We start from the raw sequence: 21,681 nt of genomic DNA, 5'->3' as shown, positions 1-21,681 counted from the left end.
ATACCACCAAAATATAGTGTAGCGAGCTTTATAGGATACCTAAAAGGAAAAAGTGCAATGATGCTGTTTGACAGGCACGCAAATCTAAAATATAAATTTGGGAACAGGCACTTTTGGTCAATAGGATATTATGCAAGCACAGTAGGGCTGAATGAAGCAACGATAGCAAAATATGTAAGGGAACAATATTTACAAGATCAGGTGATAGATAAAGTAAGCGTGCAGGAAATAGAAGACCCCTTTAGGGGTAGATAAGAACAAATGCCATGTGGCTTGAACGAAGAGAAAGCCAGCGTCTTTAGACGCTGGCTTGTATCATGCCCTTTTAGGGCTTTTCATGCCACCCGTTTTACGGGTGGTCATGACTTGCCCAAAATATCCGGCGACGGAAATACATTTTTTTGGTTTTATTGCACATCGACCAATATTAAAATATTGTAAATGCAATAAATATATATATTACTGGGGAAGGAAAGGTTATAAATAATTAAGCAGTCAGACGATATGCCTCCTGAAATACTGGAAAGGGATTCGGCTGTAAACGATCTGCCACGAAAGGAAATGATAATATGAAACAGAGAAGAAAGATTGTTTTGACCACAATATTGACGGTTATCATGGTCTTGGCATTTGCCTCGGTTGCGATGGCAGCGGGGACAGCCGATACAGATACGTCGAATGCGTCCATTCAGTTTACGGCAGGCAATCTTGAATTGAAGGCTGTTCCGGCGTTGGACTTTGGACAACATGCAATCGATAATGCAACGGTTGATTTTGGAATGACCACAGATACGGCTACGCTTCAGGTTGCCGATGCGCGTGGGAGCGGGGCTGGGTGGAAGGTAATGGCACAACTTGGTGCATTTTCAGTTGCAAATGGAACAACGCCTATTGGAAGCGCGACGATCACGCTTACAAACGGTGCTCCTGCAGGCGTAGGAACCACAGATACAGCACCGGTTGTCTCAACACCGATCACGCTTGCGGCAAACGGCGCTTCAACGCAAGTAGTATCCGCTGCGCTTAACAGCGGACGTGGAACCTGGAATATGGTATGGCAGAAGGCGAATGCGTCGATCAATATACCGGTAGCTTCCCAGCAAATCGGCGAGCACACGGCGACATTAACATGGACGCTGGAAGATAGCCCGTAATCAGGTAAAGAAAGGCAGCGCGTATCCGGCATATATCCGGATGCGCAGGCAGAGAAAGACAAAATGAAAACAAAGGGCAAAAAAACTTTTTTTGCTGTCATGCTGATTTTATGTATGCTGATCCCCATGGCTACAGGCTATGCAGTGGATGCGACGGAAGGAGTCGGATTTTCAGTTCGTGCAGTTCTCCCGGAAAATCAGGTCAATTCGCAGGTTTCTTATTTTGACCTGCATATGGCTCCTGAACGAAAACAGGATCTTACAGTGGAGATTTATAATAAAGAAGCAAAGGAAATCAAAGTAAAGGTTTCTGTGGTCAGTGCATCCACAAATGGCAATGGTATCATAGATTATAAAACTCCGGGAATCAAAGATAAGACATTAAAAATTCCGTTTTCTGAGATTGCAAAGGTGCAGGAAGAGATCGTTATAGTTCCTGCGGAGAAAACGGCGCATACGGTGATATCAGTCACAATGCCAAAGGAAGAATATGACGGTGTGGTACTTGGCGGCATTGTTGTAACGCAGATTAAAGACGAAGAAGAAGCAAAAAAAGACGAAATGCAGGCAGCGCAGGGTGTGACGATCAGAAATGAGTACAGTTATGTGCTGGGCGTAAAGCTGACGGAAACAGACAGCGAGGTATTGCCGGAGTTTGAACCGGTAATTGCGCAGCCGGAGCTGATTCAATACCGCGTAGGCGTGGTACATTACATAAGAAACAAAGAGGCTGCAATCGCAAAGAATGTCACACTGGGGATTAAAATCTATTCTGAGCGTGAAAATAAGATCATATTAACAGAGCCGGAGAAACGAATCGATATGGCTCCAAATTCTGTGATACCGTATGGAGTACTTTGGGGAAGGGACATTGCTCCCGGAAACTATATCAGCTATGTCAGTATGGAACAGGACGGCAGGACTTGGAACTTTGAGATGCCATTTGAGGTGACCGCGCAGCAATCGCTGGAAATCAGCCAAAACTCACTGGAAGAAAAACAGGGAATCCCATGGTGGGCGGTTTTACTGATCATATTAGTTATCATATTGATCATAATTATATTGATTTTACTTTTGATTGTCAAAAGAAAAAAAGGGAAAGAAACACTGACATCCGTGAATGATACACGTATGGGCAGGAGGAAGTAATACAAAAACAGGACAGAAGTGGAATTGCTTTTGCCCTGTATTGATATGGAGGCGAGGGCGTGAGGGGTACAAACCACAAAAAAAAGCACAAAGTATGGAATATTGCCGCCATGGTTTTGATTGCAGCGCTCGTTGTACTCACAGTACCTTCACCACAAGGACAAAACACCTACGCCCTTGCACAGCAAGAGGAGAATAGTGCAGAGACGGAGGCGTCCGCTGAAACGCCGGTACAGGGAGAACAAGACGGCGAAGGAACGGAGACGCAAATTCCTGAAGAAGATGCGGGAGAAGAAAAAGAGACGCCTGATGATGTGCAGTCCCCGGCAGAAAATGACACGCCTGTACTTCCTGAGGCATCGCAGATTCCGTTGCCCCCTTCCTCTGCTTCCACAATTCCGCAAGAAGGGGAGGAAGTATTGTTAGAGCAAACGGAAGAGCTTCTGGCGGAAGCTTTTTCAATCGTAACGGATGGTCTGGATACAAACGAAGCAATGGTGGATAACTTTGCAGACCTGAAAACCGTACTTGAAAACGATACCCTATACGCGGGAATCGACACAATATATCTCAATGGGACGATTACTTATGTTGCCGGAGGCATATTGATCGGAAGTAACCGCAAAAACGTGACAATCGTCGGGCATCCAAAGGGTGAGGATGGCGTGCGCAATCAAATAAACGATATTGCCGGGATCGGAAACGTAATCAGGCCGCGTGTGGCTGGTACGAGCATAACGCTAAAAGACGCTGTAATCAACGGCAAAAATTACTACGGGCCGGTTATGGCGGAGGACGCGTATCCTTCCACGATCACATATGACAATGTAACATACAAAGGGCCGCAGATCGTCTTCAATCGGCGGGGATTGGTGCGTTTCCTGAATTCTGACGTTACGATTATGGCAACAGGCGGCGACGAGCCACAGGAAGTTGGGGAGATCGCCCAGCTTGAGATCGGTGGAGTGACGACGATCAAAAAGACGGATGGTACAAACTCAATGTTTTGGTTTGCTGGCAATAACGGTACAAACCAGTATATCAGGGTTTTGCCGGGAGCGGACGCCACGGTTCTCAACACGACAAGCAGCGGCAATAACGACTTCATCTATGTGGAGGGAGCCGGAAATACAACAAATCAGAAGCCGACGCTCACAGTGGGTGTGGGAGCATCGTTTTCGGTCACTACACGCGACGGCCTCCAACGGAGCGGCCATAAGTTAGAGGGAATTGTGGTCGAGGAAAACGGCAGGCTGAATGTGGTTCATACAGGCAGCAACAATGCGCCGACGATCAGGCTAAACACCTTGCTCCAGGTCGGAACCGGCGCAACGCTTAACGTACAAAGGGCGGCGAACAGCAATACGGAAGGCCTGGTTAAGTTTGCGTCTGCGGGCGGAAAGGTACAGATCAATCATCCAAACCGCATCCTGCTTTACAATCCATATGGCGGCCTGATCAAATTTACGACTTCAGGAACGATCACGGCAACCGTGGATGTAATCAATAACTGGACGGCAAATACAGGGGCGTCGGACAGTATTGACAATATGCCCAATTATATATGGAATAAAAATGACAGTACTACAATGAATATGAGTGCAACCGCCTCGGGAACAGCTATCACCTCCGCTTCTATTTCCAATACAAGCGCAGATGATCCAAATACGGATGTGTTCAGCAACGCCACATTTAATACCTATACGTCTTATATGATTGCGATGGGGAGTTATTATCTGGATATTGATGCCGTATATCAAAACAGCAGGCAGATTACGGGAAAGACGGAAGGCAGCGCAAATGTGAAAATTACATATAATGGCGATGCAGGAACGGCAAGGGAGCTTTTGGCAGATGCCAACGCGGATGGAAATTATGTTGCAGACGTGCCGGACTCAAACCTTATACTTGATGAAACGGTTCTTGCCCTCAGTCACTATGATTTTTTGAAAGCGCGGCACAAAACAACGGTGCTTGAAAATCCGGGGACTCTAAGCTTTTTGAATGTCCCTTCAAAGCTTGCCTTTGCAGATTCGGCAATATCAGCAGTACCTCAGCTTATCGGAAGGCAGGATCCGGGATGGGCACTGTCCGTATCCGATACACGTGGTGCCGGAAACGAATGGAGCGTGCAGGCAAGCATCGCACAACCGCTCACTGGAACCAGTAACGGACAAACATATACACTTCCCGGAGCGCTTGTATATGTAGAAGGGGCTACCAGCAAGATGCTTGGAAAAGAGCCGCTGCAGGTCTACAGCGGGACAACGGGCAGTTCCAGCCAGACGGATATTACATGGGCGGCAAAAGAGGGAATACTGGTTTCACTTGATGGCGGGGAAGGATGTCCCAATGTGGAATACAACGCCACGATCGAGTGGACTCTGTTGGATGCGCCATAATAAAAGAGGTATCAGGCGGCGGTAAAATATCGGCGCTTTTTCTATGTACCCATGATTAAAAAGAAATGGAATGTGGTATCTATATTACAGCAATATCGAGACAGGGGCAAGCAATGTGAATTTTTACAGTTATGAATATTTTACGAGTCATGTAAAGCTAACGAACCAGTTTGAGTTGATCTTTATTCTGATATTGCTTGCCGTTGCCATTTTTTTGGTTGTGCAGATCATACGAAAAAAAATATCGGTACAGTATAAAGAGCTTGCGCTATTACTCTTTATATTGTTTTCGTTGATGGCGGGAGTTAAGGTGAGCGACGCGATTACTGCAAAAAATCAGCAGACGCGTTATCAAAGCAATATCAATTCGATTGATACGCTTTCAGGGAAACTGAAGGTGCCTCAGGATCAGATTTTTATCAGCACACCGGATATTACGGACCAAACCGTGTATAAGGTGCGCAACGATTATTATACCTTGTATTGGTCGGATGATAAGCAGTCTTTTATTGCTGTGAAGCTGGATGCGCTCGTAATCGATCCAATCAATATCATCAACGAGTAAGGGGGGAATGACAGGTGCTTTCTTATGTTGATATTGCAATTAAGCTGACGATTGGTTTTATCTGCCTGATTATTATCATCAATCTGTCGGGAAAAGGACAGCTTGCGCCACTTTCGGCAATGGACCAGGTTGGTAACTATGTACTTGGCGGTATCATCGGCGGCGTGATTTACAATCCGGATATTACAGTACTGCAATTTGTAATCGTTCTGTTGATATGGGGACTTCTGATTTTTGTCACGCGGTTTATCAAAAACCATAATGCTGAAGCAAAAAGGATGATTGACGGGGAGCCGATCCAGATTATGCGCAATGGTGAGCTGCTGACGGATAATTTTAAGCGGATCAATCTCACAGCGCATGATTTTTCAACCCTGCTGCGTATGCAAAATGTGCATAAAATAAGCGAATTGAGCGACGCTCAATTTGAGCCAAACGGGCATTTGACGCTTGTGAAAAAAGGCGAAAAGCTTTTGTCGCTGATGATCATTGAGGATGGTCAGGTTAATCAAAATAATCTGGAGAATATTGGGAAGGATGAACAATGGCTTGAACAACAGCTGCGTGAAAAGGGAGTGGAGGATATTTCAAAGGTATTCTGTGCGGAGCTTTCCGGCGATCATCTGAATATTTATCTTTATTGAGCGGCTTGCAAGGAGCGGGCGATCTGATATACTGTTAGTATGGAAATACATGGAAATTTAAATGGAATCAGGGATTCTATAAAGGAAGAACTGAACGAATTATATGACTATAAGATGCAGACGCAGGAATTTGCGTCCGTTTCTTTGATTGAGGAAATGGCGCGGCTAACGGATATTCTTGGAAAAGAAATTTCCGTGTTCCTGTCGCGCGGCGGAAAAGTACTCGATGTTTCGGTTGGCGACGATAAAAGCGTAAAGATGCCTTACATGCGTATGCGGCGAGGCTTTGAGGGCGTTTCAGGCGTGCGGTCGTTGCATACGCATCCAAACGGGAGCCCGATGCTCTCAGAGGTGGATATTGGTACGCTTATTTCTACGCGGTTCGACGCGATGGCGGCAATTTCTGTCCGCAACGGAAAAGCGGCGATGATGTGCGTCGGCTTTTTGGGGGATGCACTTGACCAGGTAAAAATCGCAGGCCCGTTTCGTGCGGGGCGGATACCGCAGCAGGCGCTGATGCAGGAAATTGCCTTTGCGACGGAACGTGTGAGCAGGCTTGTCCGTATGCACGATACGCAGGGAGAGGCAGAGCGCGTGCTGCTGGTAGGTTTAAACGCGCCGGAAGAGAGCATGGAAGAGCTGCGGCGTCTGGCGCAAACCGCCGATGCGGAGGTAGTTGGCGTTGTAACGCAAAGCAGGGAGCGGGACCGGGCATACTATATCGGAAAGGGGAAAGCGCAGGAGCTTTCGTTGCAGCTTGCGGCGGCAGATGCCGACGCCGTTATTTTTAACGACGAGCTGACGCCTCTTGAAACGAAAAATCTTGAGGAGCTGCTGGGAGTGAAGGTGATTGACCGGACAATGCTGATCCTCGATATTTTTGCAAAGCGTGCGCGTACGCGGGAAGGTCGGCTTCAGGTAGAGCTTGCGCAGTTGCAGTATACATTGCCAAGGCTGCAAGGGGAAGGAACGGCGCTTTCGCGTCTGGGCGGCGGCATCGGCACGCGCGGCCCGGGTGAAAAAAAGATCGAAGTAGACCGCCGCAGGATTCGCCGAAGGATATTTGAGCTAACACAGGATATTGAAAAAGTAAAACAGCAACGTGACCTGCGCCGCAGCGCACGGCGTGAAAATGAAGTAAAGGAAGTTGCGCTTGTTGGGTATACCAACGCAGGAAAATCGAGCCTGCTGAATGCCCTTACGGATGCGGGCGTGCTTGCGGAGGACAAGCTTTTTGCAACGCTTGATCCGGTGACAAGGAAGGTAATGCTTCCTGACGTGGGAGAGACTGTCTTTACGGACACGGTAGGGTTTATTGAAAAGCTTCCGCACGACCTGGTGAGCGCTTTTCGCTCGACGCTTGAGGAAGTCACGCATGCAGACCTGCTTTTGTGCGTAACGGATGCGGCGAATCCAAATGCACAGAAACAGATGGACGTGGTTGATGGGCTGCTTGAATCGCTCGGCGCTGCTGAAAAGCCTAAAATAACAGTGATGAACAAGGCAGACCTGCTGGCGGTGGTTCCGCCGGATGAAGCTGACACCATATATATATCAACGCGCAGCGGTTATGGGATGGAAGCGCTCCTTGCGAAGGCGGCGGAAAAGCTCGCGCCGCAGATGATGTCTTACGAGGGAAGAATCGGGTACGACAAGGGTGATCTTCTGGCTCTGGTTAACCGTCACGGAAAAGAAATAGAGCTTGAATACCTTCCGGAAGGGATCGAAATAAAAGCAAAACTTCCGGTCGAAACGATCAAAAAACTGAAATCTTAAAAAAGCGCCTGCACTGCAATGCAGGCGTTTTTTGGCGCTGTTTTGCAAAGGAGAGGCAACGCTCTGCTCCTTGCGGAAAAAGTGTTTTTTTGATATGATATATCATAAGATAGTTTTGCTATTATCAGGTGGATGATTAAAAATTATGCAGCTTGAAAGAGGAAATGAGGGCAGGCATGTATCGGGAAGAACTGGCACATAAAAAAGTGGGCGCTGTAGCCGGAATTTTTATTACCGTCGGGATTGTACTTGCAATTCTGGCGGTGATGTTCATCATGTCCTTTCTGAGCTTTTGGACGGGAATTGGCTGGATCCAGTTTCTTGCGCTTATTATCGTGGCGCTTGGAGCATTTTTCTTCGTAAGGTATTTTTTGACGGATTATATCTATTTGGTGGAGGATGGAGCAATCCTTTTCGGAAGAAGGATTGGAAGGCGCGAAAAGGCGCTGTCTACCATACCGCTTCGCAATATCAAAAAAGCGGGAAGCTTTGAAGATATGGCGCAGGGGCTTTCGGGCCGGAAAAAGTATAAGTATACCTATAAGAAGAAAAAAGATGCGTTTGTAGTCGATTGCGGCGATATCGCAATTATTTTCTCGCCGACGGATGAGCTGGTGAAGAAAATCGGCAAGGGAGGACGTACGAGGTGAATACGCCTGTCGCGGATATGCTTACGCGTGTAGCGCAGGCTTCAAAATCCCGCTTTTGTATGCCGGGCCACAAAGGCAAGGGCGGTTTTTTGCCGATTGAGGTAAGCCGGCTGGATATAACAGAGCTTCCTGATGCGGATAACCTGTATGCGCCGCAGGGCGTGATCAGAGAGGCACAGGAGCTTCACGCGAAGCACATTGGCGCGCGGGAAAGCTATTTTCTGGTGAATGGGAGCTCGTGTGGCGTGCATGCAGCGGTATTATCTGTCCTCGAACCGAAGGATACGGTGATTGTTGCGCGGGATATCCACCTGAGCGCTGTAAACGCATTTTGCATGGCGGGGGTTCAGCCTGTATTTGTATGCCCGGAGACGGAGGCGGCAGGTGTGCCGGGCGTTGTAACGGCAAAGGAAATTGCGCGGGCGGTGGAAAATCATCCCCACGCAAAGGCAGTTTACCTGACTTATCCAAATTATTATGGCCTGTGTGCAGATATCAATGAGATATGTGCGATAGCCCACAAGGCGGGGATGAAGGTGATTTGCGATGCGGCCCATGCCGCGGCGTTTGATTTCTCGGAACTGCTGCCGGTTTCGCCGGCACAGGCAGGATGCGATATTTGGGTAACAAGCCTGCATAAAACACTGTGTGCGATGAACCAATGCGCGGTGCTTAACATCGGGGCAAATGCAGCGATACAGCCGGAGGTCGTGCGTTCAAGGCTCAATATGCTTCAAACCACAAGTCCTTCCTATTTGTTGCTTGCCTCGTGTGATTATTCGCTTGCAATGATGCGCGAGGAGGGGGAAGTCCGCTTGAGGGCGGCGGTAAACCTTGTGGAGGACAATATGCGCCGTATCGAAGCGATCAGCGGCTACCGGTGTGTTTTACAGGATATCCCAAAAGCCTCGGGCGCATTTGACAGAGATATTTTAAAACTGGTAATCGACGTGACGGATCGTGGGATCAGCGGTTTTGGGGCGGCAAAAGAGCTGCACAAATGCGGTATCGACGTGGAAACAGCGGATGTCTCAAATATTGTGCTGATCTGCACGATAGCAGATGGGATTGAGGATTTTGAAAACCTCAGGGACGCGCTGAAGCAAATCAGGGGCGCTAACTACCATATTGCAAATACGTTCGCGCAGGAGGAAATTAATGAGGTATACCGCACGCAGTTGGAACGATCAATGCGGGATGCTTTTTTTGCTGAAAGACGTATTGTAGCCGTGGAAGACAGCGTAGGCTGCATTGCGGTGGCGAGCGCAGGCGCGTATCCCCCGGGAGTTCCCGTCATTATGCCCGGGCAGAGGATTACGAAACAGATGATAGATTATCTGAGGCATTTACAGGGCAGCGGATATGGACTTTTTGGAATGCAGGACGGCGGGATTGAGATCGCCTGTTTATAAATACAGTTGAGGAAAGGACCAAAGGAAGTGAAGGGATTATTCATTACGTTCGAGGGTGTGGATGGCTGTGGCAAAAGCACTCAAATGCGTTTTTTATCAGAATATTTGATGGAAAACGGGATCACGCCCGTTTTGACAAGGGAGCCGGGAGGCACTGTAGTTTCAGAGAAGATCAGGGATTTGGTGCTCGATATCGAAAATACAGAGATGGGAGACCGGACGGAGGCGCTTCTTTACGCTGCGGCGCGTGCGCAGCACGTTGAGCAGGTGATCTCGCCCGCTGTTGAGCGGGGTGAAGTTGTTCTGTGCGACAGGTTTATTGATTCGTCGCTTGCCTATCAGGGCGTGGGACGCGGGCTTGGCGTGGAAGCCGTCATGAATATAAACCAGTTTGCAATGGGCAGTATGATGCCGGATAAGACCTTTTTCCTGGATTTCCCGCCGCATCTGGCGTTTGAACGCATGAGCAAAAAACGTGTGCACGACCGGCTGGAAACGCAGGAGGAAGAGTTTTATATCCTGCTTTATAACGGCTTTGTAAAGCTTTCTGAGATGTATCCGGAGCGGATTGTTCGTATCGATGCGTCCGGTGACAAATATACGACGCAGGATATTGTGCGTGAAAAAATGACTGAAATTCTAAAAGCGGGCGGCGTTTGGAATGAATGAAATTTTTGAGAACGCTGTAAAAACTGGCAATATTGCAGGTGCATACCTGATTTCAGGCGTATCGCCGGAAACGACAAGACAACAGATTGATGAATTTTTACTGCACGTTTTTTGCGATCAGGGAACTGCCTGCGGAAAATGTCCGGGTTGCTTGAAATACCTGCACAAAAGCCATGTGGATATTGTGACGGTGGAAGCGGCAAAAAGCACGATCAAAATCGACGATGTGCGGGAAATACCATCCCTTGTGTCGAAAAAATCTTATGAAGGCGGGTATAAGGCGGTAGTGATCGCACAGGCTGACGTAATGACGCCTCAGGCACAGAACGCTCTTTTAAAGGTGATTGAAGAACCGCCGGAAAATACTGTGTTTGTTATGGGGGCGCAGAACACCAAAAATATATTGCCTACCATACTTTCGCGGTGTATAATTTTAAAGACGTCTCTTTCCCGCGAACAGGCAGAGCAAGAGCTGTGCAGGGAACAAAAAATTCCTACGTTGCGCGCGCGTGTGCTGAGCAATGCGGCAAAGGGAGACTACCATCTGGCTGTTTCCTATCTGCAGGACGGCTTTTTTGAAATCAGGGACGATATGATCCTTGCTTTAAACCGGCTTTGGACTTCAAAAAATATGGCGACGAGCGCTACGCTGGCGTTGTTTTTGAAGCATGATGCAAAGATTGATTTGTGTCTTACGGTGGCGTTACAGTATATTGCGGATGTGTTGCTTTACAAACATACAGGCGAAGAGAGCGGATTGGTAAACGAGGATAAGCTGCGGGAAATCAGAGAACACGCCAAGCTGCGGGATTATGTTCTCTGCAATACGCAGATACAATTATTTGAGTGCATGGTAAAGCGTGCGCAATGCGCCGGATTAAACACAAAGTTGGCGCTGGAAAGTATGCTTTTTCATATATTGGAGGTTATTTTATGAATTCAATCATTGGGGTGAGGTTTTCGGAGATCGGAAAGATTTACTATTTTGATCCCGGCGATCTTGCAATACAATTAAACGATAAGGTTATTGTGGAAACAGCGCGCGGAGTCGAATTCGGCGAGGTTGTGCTCGCTCCACGGCAGGTTGCGGATAAGCAAATCGTAAAACCGCTGAAAAAGGTGATACGCAAGGCGGAGACGAAGGATTTCAAAAAAGTGGAATCCAACAAAAAGAAAGAAAAAGAAGCGTTTGGCGTTTGTGTGGAACGGATCGCCAAGCATAAAATGGATATGAAGCTGATCGATGTAGAGTATACGTTCGACAGCGGAAAAATTATTTTTTATTTTACAGCGGAGGGAAGGGTTGATTTCCGTGAACTGGTGAAGGACCTTGCATCCGTATTCAAAACGAGGATCGAGCTGCGGCAGATCGGCGTGCGCGACGAGGCAAAGAAGATTGGCGGCCTTGGGCCGTGCGGGAGACCTTGCTGTTGTAGCGCGTTTTTGGGGGACTTCCAGCCGGTGTCAATCAAGATGGCCAAGGAACAAAGTTTATCGCTTTCTCCAACCAAGATCAGCGGGTTGTGCGGAAGGCTGATGTGCTGTTTGAATTATGAGCATGAGCATTACCACGATATGCGCCGCAGGCTTCCAAGACATGGAAGTATTGTAAAAACACCGGACGGGGAAGCTGAGGTAATTGATACCAACGCATTGACTGAGATGGTAAAGGTCAGGATTACTTTAAAAGACGGGACCTTCGACATCGAGGAATATGACCTTAAGGAAATCACGGTAAAAAGCCGTAAAAAAGAGGCTCCTGTGAAGGAAGAAGAAATAATCGTGGACGACGAAATAAAATCCTTGTTAGATAACTAAAAAAAGGTTGCATTTTCGTCAATGAATGGTAGAATATAACTGTATTAAGTATGGAGGTGAACGAACATGGCATACAAAATTTCAGACGCTTGCATTTCTTGTGGTGCTTGTGCTGCAGATTGCCCTGTAGATGCAATTTCTGATGGCGGCGATCAGTATGTAATCGACGCTGATACGTGCATCGACTGCGGTTCCTGTGCATCAACGTGCCCCGTAGAAGCAATTTCTGAGGGTTAATCAGCAAGAAGAGTAAATTAACATGGTTTTTTAAAAGAAATCTGCATATGCAGGTTTCTTTTTTTTACCGTTATTTGTCATGTGGATATGGTATAATAAAGAACATATGGAACGGATAGACGATCTGCAATTAAAAGGGCTTAAAATTATACAGGATACGGATCTGTTTTGCTTTGGAACGGATGCGGTACTGCTGGCCGACTTTGTGAAACTGAAAAAGAACAGCAGGGTTGCGGACCTTGGAACGGGAATGGGAATCCTGCCGCTCTTACTTTTCGGGCGCAGGCAGGATATCACCGTAAAAGGGCTCGAGCTGCAAAAAGCATTGTATGACCTTGCGTGCCGGAGCGTAGAGCTCAATGGGCTTGAAGCAAATATAGAAATGATAAACGGCGATATTTGCAGTGCTGCAAAGCTTCTTGGGACGGGGTTTGATATTGTGGTGTCAAATCCTCCGTATGAAAAGAAAACGGCGGGAGTCGGGAGCGAATGCGAATCCCACCGTATTGCACGGTTTGAGGTTGCAGTTACGCTGCGCGGGCTGTGTGCAGCTGCGGGAAGCCTATTGCAGACCGGCGGACGGTTTTATATGATCCACCGCGCTTCGCGTCTTGCGGAGATTTTCGAAGAGCTGAAGGGATGCCGGTTGCAGCCAAAGGAGGTACGCTTTATTCACAGCTATGTGACAAGCGAGCCGGCGCGCGTTCTGCTTTCAGCAATGAAGGATGGAGGGGAAGGGCTGCGTATACTTCCGCCGCTCATCGTACACGAACGTGACGGCAGCGAGACGGAAGAAGTCCGGCGTATTTATTGCAGGGACGGGCAGCAGACGGGAGACGGAAATGGAACAGGGTAAGCTTTTTTTGGTAGCAACGCCAATCGGCAATTTAAAGGATATTACGCTGCGCGCGCTTGAAACGCTCCGTGAGGCCGATGTAATTGCGGCTGAGGATACAAGGCATACAATAAAACTGCTCAATCATTATGAAATCAAAGGAAAGCTCATGAGCTTTCATGAATACAGCAGGGAATCGCGTTTTGAAGAGCTGCTTGAAATTCTGCACGATGGAAAAAAAGTGGCGCTCGTATCGGATGCTGGCACACCGGTGATTTCTGATCCGGGATTTGCGCTTGTGGCGCGGTGCGTACAGGAGGGGATATGCGTGGAAAGCATTCCTGGTGCGTGTGCTGCAGTGACAGCAGTTACACTGTGTGCAATGGATTGTTCCCATTTTATTTTCTGGGGATTTTTAAGCCAGAAGCAGAACGCGCGCAGGAAGGAATTGGAGCGTATTGTGCAAATGCAAATGCCCTGCGTTGTATATGAAAGCCCGAACCGGATTGTGAAAATGCTGGAGGATGTCTGCACTGTGTGCGGAGAAGATACTCCTGTCTGCATTTGCAGGGAGCTGACGAAGCTTCATGAAGAAGTCCTGCGCGGCACGGCAAAGCAGGCGTTTGAGAGCTTTGCAGGGAGGGACGCAGTGAAAGGGGAGTTTGCAGTCGTTTTTTATCCGCAGGAGAAAACGCAGATAATGGACGAAGCGGAAATCGCGGCGGCGCTTAAACTGTATCTGGAAAAAGGCATGACAAAAAAATCGGCAGTGAGCCAGGTGGCGGAGCAGGCTGGTATCCCAAAGAACCGGGTTTATCAAATAATGCTACAGCTCGGGGAATGAAGAATTTCAATCTGGAATAGACAGGTATTGTTAAAAAAACCGTTATATAGCCATTTTCAAAGGTTGAATTTTGGCTCTGGATGTAGTAAAATAAGGAATCGAGTCAGTAAAAGCACAAAGAGGTAACATATGAAAATTATTAGTTCAGCAGTATTTTGCGATTTACCAAAAAACGAATTACAGGACAAGACAGCAATCATGGTAGACGCGCTACGTGCGTCGGCAACGATTATTACCGCAATCTCCAACGGGTGCGACAGGATCGTTCCCACAGGAGAGGCGAATGAAGCGGCAGCCATCAAAAAGATTTCCGAAGGAAATGTTCTTTTGTGTGGTGAAATGGCAGCAAAGAAGGTCAGCGGATTTGATCTGGGGAACTCCCCGCTTGAATATACGCAGGATATTGTGGAAGAGCGGATTATTATTTTTTCAACGACAAACGGTACGGTTGCGATCAAAACGCTTGCGCCGGCAGAAGATGTATTGATTGGCACGTTTATCAATGCAGAAGCGGTCGCAAAGAAGGCGATTTCGCTTGAGCGCGACGTTGTGATGGTTGGAGCAGGAACAAAAGGGAAATTTTCGACGGACGATATGATGGCGATTGGCTGTATTATAGACCGGATGCTTAAAATCGACGATGAGATTGAGCTTGACGATATGGGCAGGGTGGCATTGAAGCTGTACCATGACGCAAACCACGACATCTTAGGGGCGCTTGAGGGCAGCACGCATTTTGAATATCTGAGGCAGCTAAAGCTCTATGATGACTTGGAATATTGCACGCGTGAGGATATGTTTGACGTGGTGCCGGTCTATCAGGAAGGCGTTATTATCAAAGGATAGCCTGACAGGCAAAATGAAAACATTAAGACGCAGCGTTTGCTGTGTCTTTTCTTTTTTGATGGGGACGGTTCGTGCTATTGAAAAAATAGGTGCAAAACGGTATAATAAAAGTTATGCCAGATAAAAAGGAGCCTTGAAAAGATGAGCGAAAAATTCTATATTACAACACCAATCTACTACCCGAGTGATAAGCTTCACATTGGGCATGCTTACTGTACAACTGCGGCAGACAGCATTGCGAGATTTAAACGCCTGACAGGATACGACGTAATGTTTCTCACAGGGACGGACGAGCACGGACAGAAGATTGAAAAGGTTGCTATGGAAAAGGGCATGGAGCCTAAGGAGTATGTGGACGGAGTTGTGGCGCAGATCAAAGATTTGTGGAAACTGATGGACATCACAAACGATGATTTCATCCGCACCACAGATAAACGGCACGAGGAATGCGTACAAAAGATTTTTCAAAAGCTTTATGATCAGGGCGATATCTATAAAAGTGAATATGAAAGCTGGTATTGCACGCCGTGCGAAGCCTTCTGGACAGAGCGCCAGCTTGTGGACGGAAAGTGCCCGGACTGCGGACGCGAGGTGCATAAGGTAAAAGAAGAAAGCTACTTTTTCCGTGCGTCAAAATATGCCGACAGGCTTATCCAGTATATTGAAGACCATCCTGAATTTATCCAGCCGGAATCGCGCAAAAATGAAATGCTCAATAATTTTCTGCTTCCAGGTCTGGAAGATTTGTGCGTGTCGCGTTCATCCTTTAAATGGGGCATCCCTGTTCCATTTGACAAAGACCATGTGATGTATGTGTGGATCGACGCGCTTTCCAACTATATTTCAGCACTGGGATATCTATCAGACGACGACAGCAAATTCAGGCGTTATTGGCCTGCGGACCTGCATCTTGTCGGCAAAGAAATCATCAGGTTCCATACGATCACATGGCCGACGATCCTGATGGCATTAGGACTGCCATTGCCGAAGCGTGTATATGGCCATGGCTGGCTGACGTTGCAGGGCGGAAAAATGAGTAAAAGCCGTGGAAACGTCGTTGATCCGGTTGTGCTTGTCGGGCGTTATGGAGTTGATGCGATCCGCTATTTCCTGATGCGGGAAGCGCCGCTCGGAAGCGACCTGATGTTTTCAAACGAGTTATTGCTGAGCCGGATCAATGCGGATTTGGCAAACGATCTTGGCAACCTTTTGTCGCGGACAGTAGCAATGATCGGAAAATATTTTGACGGTGAAATTCCGGCGATGGGAGAGAAAAAACCTGAGGATAAAGAGCTGATTGCCTTTGCGGAAAAGCTTCCGGCACATATGGATGCACTGATGAACGACTGGAAGGTCTCTGAGGCTTTGACGGAGATATGGCAATATATCGGCATGCTTAATAAGTATATTGATGTGACGATGCCCTGGGCGCTTGCAAAGGATGAGGCGCAAAAAGAACGGCTTGGCAGTGTGATGTACCACCTTGCGGAAGGGCTGCGCTTTGTGAGTGTGCTGATTGAAGCTGTGATGCCGGAAACTGCGGTCAAAATCAGGACACAGCTCGGGATCGGTGGCCGCGGGGAGTTATGCAGCTGGGAAAGCATCGGTTCTTATGGAAAACTTGGTGAAGGAATCAGAGTCAGCAAGGGAGAAGCGATTTTCCCGCGCATTGATATTCCAAAAGAGCTCGACGCACTTGACCAGTTGATGAAAGCAGCGCAGGAACAGGCTGCCCAAAAGAGCGAAGAAAAGACAGAGCAAATAACAATCGACGATTTTAAAAAGGTACAGCTTAAAACTGCAAAGGTCACGGCCTGTGAGAATCTGGAAGGCTCGGATAAATTGCTGAAGCTGACAGTAAAATGCGGAGGCGAAACGCGCACGATTGTTTCCGGTATCAGGGAAAGCTTTACAGCGGAAGAAATGATAGGTAAGATGGTCATCATCGTAGCGAACCTGAAGCCCGCCAAATTGCGCGGCACGCTCTCTGAGGGCATGATACTGGCGGTAGGGGATAATCCGGATATTGCGCTTGTAACAGCCGATGCAAAGGATGGGATGATCGTTGGATAACCAAATGATGCTTTTTGACACGCACGCGCATTTATTGGACGAGCGTTTCGACGAAGATCGGGAGGAGCTCATCGGACGCTTGCCACTCGAGGGTGTGGAATATGTCGTGGAGGCTTCCTCAGATCTTGCGGACAGCATTCGCGCCGCGGCGCTTGCAAAAGAGCATAGGATGATCTACAGCGCGGTAGGCGTTCATCCCCATAGCGCGGGTGAATGGGATCAAAAGACTGCGGTCGCTCTGCGCTCGCTTGCAAAGGAAGAGAAAGTTGTGGCGATTGGTGAAATAGGACTCGATTACCATTACGATTTTTCTCCCCGCGAAACGCAAAAAAAAGCGTTTGAGCAACAGGTAGAGCTGGCACTTGAGGTGAATCTTCCCATTGTGGTGCACAGCAGGGAAGCGACTGCCGATACGTTGGAAATCCTGCGTAAATTTCCGCAGGTGCGTGGGGAACTGCATTGTTTTTCAGGCAGTGCTGAAACTGCGCGGGAGCTTGTGAAAATGGGCTTTTATATTGCCTTTGGCGGAGCACTCACCTTTAAGAACGCGAGAAAGACGTTGGAGGCTGCGCAGGCTGTGCCGATGGAACGGTTGCTGATTGAGACGGACTGCCCGTATATGACACCGGTGCCTTTCCGCGGCAAACGGAACGAGCCCGCATATGTGCGCTATGTTGCACAGCGGCTCGCAGAAGTAAAGAATGTTGATGAGGCGGAAATTGCACGTGTTACCATGAAGAATGCAAAACGGTTTTTCGATATCGAATCCGGTTTAGAATAATAACAGCAAGGAAAATAAATTGTATGCCTGCGGGCATACGGGAAACGCAGGAAAGACGGTTTGAATACTTTTACTTACAAAATAGGAAACGATACTTATATCAACCTGACCAACAAATGCACGAATGATTGCGAATTTTGTGTCAGGAGAAACGGAAAAGGCGTTGCGGGTTACGACCTGTGGCTCGAAAGGGAGCCAAGCGCGGCTGAAATTATAGATGAATTGGAAAAAGATCCGACTGACGTTGTGTTTTGCGGGTTTGGGGAACCAACGATAAAGATAGACGAGCTTAAGGAGATTGCAGCCTATGTAAAGCGTTACGGCGGACATACGCGCATCAATACAAACGGGCATGCAAGCGCATTCCACGGTCGTGATATTGCGGCGGAACTTCAGGGAATCATTGACGAGGTGTCGATCAGCCTTAACGAAGCGGACGCGAAGAAATATGAAGCCGTAGTCCACAGCCGGTACGGCGAAGACGGATTTCGTTATATGCTCGACTTTGCGCGGGACTGCGTGAAATATGGAATCAAGGTGACGCTTTCTGTTGTAGATGTGATCAGCAAAGAAGATATTGAGACGTGCAGGAAGATAGCAGAGGATATTGGAGCGCACTTCCGGGTACGTACTTATATTTCCTGACGGATAGAATAAAAAACCGTATTGCTTTAGCAATACGGTTTTTTTAGTTTAATGTTTTTCCAGTCCGCAAATCAAATCGATCCTGTCAAGTTCTTCCTGTGTCAACGGTGAACGGTTTACGATTTGAAGGTTGTCGGTAAGTTGTTCCGGTCTGGATGCCCCGACCAGTACGCTTGTGATGTCAGAATCCTTAAGCACCCAGCCGAGTGCGAGCTGTGCAAGCGACTCATTTCGCTGCGCAGCCAGATCGTTTAAGGCGTTGATTTGCGCAAGCCTGTCACGCGTAAGGTCATCTTCATGCAAAAAGCGTCCGTCTGTCTTGATGCGGCTGTCCTGCGGGATACCGCCAAGGTAACGGTTGGTGAGCATACCCTGCGCAAGCGGGCTGAAGGCAATAATCCCTTTTCCATGCCGTTTTGCAGCATTTTTCAAGCCGTTTTTTTCAATCGTCCGGTCAAAGATGGAATATCTGTTCTGATTGATGATGAAAGGGCAGCGCAGGCTGCTGAGGATTTCGGAAGCCTCCTCCATATGAGGCCCGTCATAATTTGAGATGCCTGCATATAAGGCCTTGCCGCTCTTTACAGCCTGGTCGAGCGCTAGCATCGTTTCTTCAAGCGGCGTTTCAGGATCCATGCGGTGATGGTAAAATATATCGACGTATTCAAGCCCCATACGCTTGAGGCTTTGATCGAGACTGGAAAGCAGGTATTTACGGCTGCCCCAGTTTCCATAAGGCCCTTCCCACATATCGTAACCGGCCTTGGTACTGATTATGAGCTCGTCGCGGTAACGTGATAATTCGTTTCTCAGGATACGGCCACAGTTCACTTCCGCGCTGCCGGGCGGAGGACCGTAATTGTTGGCAAGATCAAAATGCGTGATGCCGCCGTCAAAGGCAGTAAAGCACATGGCTTTCATATTTTCATAATTGCCATTGGCGCTGAAGTTATGCCAGAAGCCAAGCGAAATTTCAGGAAGCTTCAGCCCGCTGCTTCCGCAGCGGTTATAATTCATGGTTTTGTAACGTTCCGGAGATGCAGAATATTTGTTCATACGGAAGGGCCTCCTTGTATTATAATCATTATTGCTATTATAGCACCGAATAACCATCCATGACGAAAAATCTGGAAAAAGGAGGGATACAATCGGTTTTATTATGAAAAAAGGAAGGCGAAGCCTTCCTTTGTACTGCGCAGATTGAAAATCTAATGGGGCTTGATCTCTATACGATGTGTCACGAGCCAACCCAGCAGTGCAAAAATCGCGGCAAGAATGAGCCATACACAAGCCGAATAGAGCAAACTGGCGGACATCCATGTATATAGAGCGAGAAAAGCCTGCTGCATGGGCCAAAATGCGGCGCCGGGTTCTGCCAAGACCGTATTGGCGATCAACAGGATCAGCAGGATAGGAACAAGCACAGATACAAGCGTTTTTGCAAGCTTGCCCATTTTGTAATAGCCGCTGCTGATAAAATATCCCAGTGTGGTAAGGAACAGAAAAAGAGCAAATCCGAATATAAATTCATCAAATAAAGAGCTGTGAATGAGCGCCATTTCCGCAGGCAGGGATGAATAGGTTATTGCATCTACAGCAGCACAAAATATGGAGGTAAGCGCACACAGCACCAGTGAAGTAATCAAAAAGCTCACATAATGCGTGCGGCGGGAGACGCCGTTTGCAAGGGCAAAACGAAGGTTCTCAGAGAAGCTGGCAAGACCAAAAACCAACATAAAAATACTGGCGTAGGCGATTGAGGTCGTACTGAAGGTAACGCCGGAAGTAAGCGAGACCGTGATGGTTGCACAAGCGGTCAGTACGGCAACAATCAGATAAAAAAGTAAAAAGGCAAACCGGTTCGTCATAAGCTGCCATTGAATCATTTGTTTGATTTTCATTCGTGTTTCCTCGCTTTCTACGCGTTTGTCAGGTGTATAAACAGCTGCTGCAGGTCAAGGGGCGTTACCGTTAGCCCTGTGGGGATTTCATCTTTTTCTCCAAGCACAAACGCTATCTTAAGCCCGCCTAACTGCTGCACGCCTAAAATATTTTTGCCCGCACACCAACTGTCCACATCTTCCGATTTTCCGGATATGGTATAGCCCATACTGTGCATTTCTTCAGTGGGACGTTCCAATAAAAGCCGTCCTTCTTTTATGATTACAACATGCTCGATAAGCGAAGCAACTTCTTCGATCAGATGCGTTGAAAGCACAATCGTACATGGATAATCGCTGTAGCGGGCAATCAATTCTTCATAAAAAAGCTGCCTGTGATTTGCGTCAAGGCCCAAAACCGGTTCGTCGAACAGCAGATAGTCGGCGCCGGATGCGAGAGTCAGAATGAGCTTTAGAATAGACTGGTAGCCAGTTGAAAGTTGCCCGACCTTTTGCTTCATTGCCAGGCCAAACTTTTTACTCAGGGAATCGGCGTAATCCATATCAAACTTTGGATAAAAAAGACTCGTCCAGTAAAAAAGCTTGCTTAAGCGGACGGAAGGTTCATAGAGCATATTTTCGCTCATGTAAAAAATTTTTCCGAGCGCCACATCATTTTCAAAGCAGGGCCGGCCGTCTACAAGAACGGTTCCTGCAGTAGGGAAGATACGGTTTGTGATCAGGTTCAAAAGCGTGGATTTGCCTGCGCCGTTCCGTCCTAAAAGTCCATAAATATGCTTTTCCTGGAAAGTAAGGTTCATATGTTCGAGCGCAGTAATATTTTTAAACTGTTTGGTTACATTTTTTATTTCTATCATGACTGGTCTCCTTTCGTGATCATGCGAATGATGTCCTGCTCCTTGATATCCAGTTTTTTTGCTTCTGCCAAAAGTTTTACAATATAGTCCTCATAAAATGACTGCCTGTGCTTTTCACGTATTTTTTTGACAGCCCCTGCCTTTACAAACATGCCGACTCCGCGTTTTTTGTAAAGGATATCCTGGCTGGCAAGGATATTGACGCCTTTCAGGACTGTAGCGGGATTGATTTTGTATACGGTAGAGATTTCCGTAGTGGAAGGTATCTGCGTCTCCTCCGCGAATGCACCGGAAAGGATTGAATCCTCAATTTGGCTGGCGATCTGGATATAGATTGGGATATCGATATCAAAATCAATTTGCATAATGGAACTCCTTTTAAAAACTTAAGTGGTTAACTACTTATGTAACTAACTATAGAAC

Annotated in this window: 23 protein-coding genes; 19 read left to right on the top strand and 4 right to left on the bottom strand. The window is 47.5% G+C overall.

The annotated features are described in order from the left end of the window. From tnpA to CHK_RS01645, 19 genes are all read left to right on the top strand, one after another. The coding region (tnpA, locus tag CHK_RS01735) for an IS200/IS605 family transposase (protein WP_046442305.1) at nt 1-255 on the top strand (255 nt) is incomplete at its 5' end. A 314-nt stretch (nt 256-569) separates the two neighbouring features. Then, on the top strand, nt 570-1,154 hold the full coding sequence (locus tag CHK_RS01730) for a WxL domain-containing protein (RefSeq protein ID WP_046442271.1): 585 nt from the start codon (nt 570-572) through the stop codon (nt 1,152-1,154). A 99-nt stretch (nt 1,155-1,253) separates the two neighbouring features. Further along, nucleotides 1,254-2,303, top strand: a complete 1,050-nt coding sequence (locus tag CHK_RS01725; protein WP_160295570.1) for a DUF916 and DUF3324 domain-containing protein — start codon at nt 1,254-1,256, stop codon at nt 2,301-2,303. 59 nt (nt 2,304-2,362) lie between these two features. After that, entirely contained in the window at nt 2,363-4,705 is a 2,343-nt protein-coding gene (locus CHK_RS01720; protein WP_046442267.1) for a hypothetical protein, read from the top strand. Between the two features lie 70 nt (nt 4,706-4,775). Next, nucleotides 4,776-5,270 (top strand): DUF3290 family protein, encoded by a 495-nt coding sequence (locus CHK_RS01715; RefSeq protein WP_046442266.1) that lies wholly within the window; start codon nt 4,776-4,778, stop codon nt 5,268-5,270. 14 nt (nt 5,271-5,284) lie between these two features. Further along, nucleotides 5,285-5,914 carry a YetF domain-containing protein gene (locus CHK_RS01710; RefSeq protein WP_046442265.1) on the top strand — a complete coding sequence of 210 codons (630 nt, stop codon included), beginning with the start codon at nt 5,285-5,287 and terminating at the stop codon, nt 5,912-5,914. 39 nt (nt 5,915-5,953) lie between these two features. Continuing rightward, entirely contained in the window at nt 5,954-7,690 is a 1,737-nt protein-coding gene (gene hflX / locus CHK_RS01705; protein WP_046442264.1) for a GTPase HflX, read from the top strand. A 176-nt stretch (nt 7,691-7,866) separates the two neighbouring features. Next, nucleotides 7,867-8,340, top strand: a complete 474-nt coding sequence (locus tag CHK_RS01700) for a hypothetical protein (RefSeq protein ID WP_046442263.1) — start codon at nt 7,867-7,869, stop codon at nt 8,338-8,340. Then, entirely contained in the window at nt 8,337-9,752 is a 1,416-nt protein-coding gene (locus CHK_RS01695) for an aminotransferase class I/II-fold pyridoxal phosphate-dependent enzyme (RefSeq protein WP_046442261.1), read from the top strand. Before CHK_RS01700 ends, CHK_RS01695 begins: the two co-directional genes overlap by 4 nt. Nucleotides 9,753-9,758: 6 nt before the next feature. After that, entirely contained in the window at nt 9,759-10,421 is a 663-nt protein-coding gene (gene tmk / locus CHK_RS01690) for a dTMP kinase (protein WP_242844858.1), read from the top strand. Continuing rightward, nucleotides 10,414-11,358, top strand: a complete 945-nt coding sequence (locus tag CHK_RS01685) for a DNA polymerase III subunit (RefSeq protein WP_046442260.1) — start codon at nt 10,414-10,416, stop codon at nt 11,356-11,358. Before tmk ends, CHK_RS01685 begins: the two co-directional genes overlap by 8 nt. Next, nucleotides 11,355-12,239, top strand: coding sequence for a PSP1 domain-containing protein (locus tag CHK_RS01680; protein WP_046442259.1), 885 nt, complete (start codon nt 11,355-11,357; stop codon nt 12,237-12,239). The genes CHK_RS01685 and CHK_RS01680 overlap by 4 nt, the downstream gene beginning before the upstream one ends. A 93-nt stretch (nt 12,240-12,332) precedes the next feature. Next, a complete protein-coding gene (locus tag CHK_RS01675; RefSeq protein WP_242844860.1) occupies nt 12,333-12,476 on the top strand; it encodes an indolepyruvate ferredoxin oxidoreductase subunit alpha in 144 nt (47 codons plus the stop codon). Between the two features lie 106 nt (nt 12,477-12,582). Then, on the top strand, nt 12,583-13,332 hold the full coding sequence (locus CHK_RS01670) for a tRNA1(Val) (adenine(37)-N6)-methyltransferase (RefSeq protein ID WP_160295569.1): 750 nt from the start codon (nt 12,583-12,585) through the stop codon (nt 13,330-13,332). Then, nucleotides 13,319-14,155, top strand: a complete 837-nt coding sequence (rsmI, locus tag CHK_RS01665) for a 16S rRNA (cytidine(1402)-2'-O)-methyltransferase (RefSeq protein WP_046442256.1) — start codon at nt 13,319-13,321, stop codon at nt 14,153-14,155. The genes CHK_RS01670 and rsmI overlap by 14 nt, the downstream gene beginning before the upstream one ends. Nucleotides 14,156-14,284: 129 nt before the next feature. Next, nucleotides 14,285-15,001: a 2-phosphosulfolactate phosphatase gene (locus CHK_RS01660; protein WP_046442255.1), complete on the top strand. Its 717-nt coding sequence runs from the start codon at nt 14,285-14,287 to the stop codon at nt 14,999-15,001. A gap of 120 nt (nt 15,002-15,121) precedes the next feature. Continuing rightward, nucleotides 15,122-17,074, top strand: coding sequence for a methionine--tRNA ligase (gene metG / locus CHK_RS01655; protein WP_330379169.1), 1,953 nt, complete (start codon nt 15,122-15,124; stop codon nt 17,072-17,074). 4 nt (nt 17,075-17,078) lie between these two features. After that, entirely contained in the window at nt 17,079-17,855 is a 777-nt protein-coding gene (locus CHK_RS01650) for a TatD family hydrolase (protein ID WP_330379168.1), read from the top strand. Between the two features lie 60 nt (nt 17,856-17,915). Beyond that, nucleotides 17,916-18,500: a TatD family nuclease-associated radical SAM protein gene (locus tag CHK_RS01645; RefSeq protein WP_046442253.1), complete on the top strand. Its 585-nt coding sequence runs from the start codon at nt 17,916-17,918 to the stop codon at nt 18,498-18,500. Between the two features lie 48 nt (nt 18,501-18,548). Here CHK_RS01645 and CHK_RS01640 read toward each other — a convergent pair whose 3' ends face one another. The 4 genes from CHK_RS01640 to CHK_RS01625 all read right to left on the bottom strand — a co-directional run bounded on the left by CHK_RS01640 (nt 18,549) and on the right by CHK_RS01625 (nt 21,623). Then, nucleotides 18,549-19,556, bottom strand: a complete 1,008-nt coding sequence (locus tag CHK_RS01640; RefSeq protein ID WP_046442252.1) for an aldo/keto reductase — start codon at nt 19,554-19,556, stop codon at nt 18,549-18,551. A 152-nt stretch (nt 19,557-19,708) separates the two neighbouring features. Beyond that, entirely contained in the window at nt 19,709-20,401 is a 693-nt protein-coding gene (locus CHK_RS01635; protein WP_046442250.1) for a hypothetical protein, read from the bottom strand. A 17-nt stretch (nt 20,402-20,418) separates the two neighbouring features. Continuing rightward, nucleotides 20,419-21,258, bottom strand: a complete 840-nt coding sequence (locus CHK_RS01630; RefSeq protein WP_046442249.1) for an ABC transporter ATP-binding protein — start codon at nt 21,256-21,258, stop codon at nt 20,419-20,421. Beyond that, nucleotides 21,255-21,623, bottom strand: coding sequence for a GntR family transcriptional regulator (locus CHK_RS01625; protein WP_046442248.1), 369 nt, complete (start codon nt 21,621-21,623; stop codon nt 21,255-21,257). Before CHK_RS01625 ends, CHK_RS01630 begins: the two co-directional genes overlap by 4 nt. Nucleotides 21,624-21,681 lie beyond the last annotated feature (58 nt).

Source organism: Christensenella hongkongensis (genome assembly GCF_000981035.1).
Lineage (GTDB): Bacteria > Bacillota > Clostridia > Christensenellales > Christensenellaceae > Christensenella > Christensenella hongkongensis.
The sequence above is the reverse complement of the archived record's forward strand: the minus strand, read 5'-3'. Positions and strand labels throughout refer to the sequence as shown.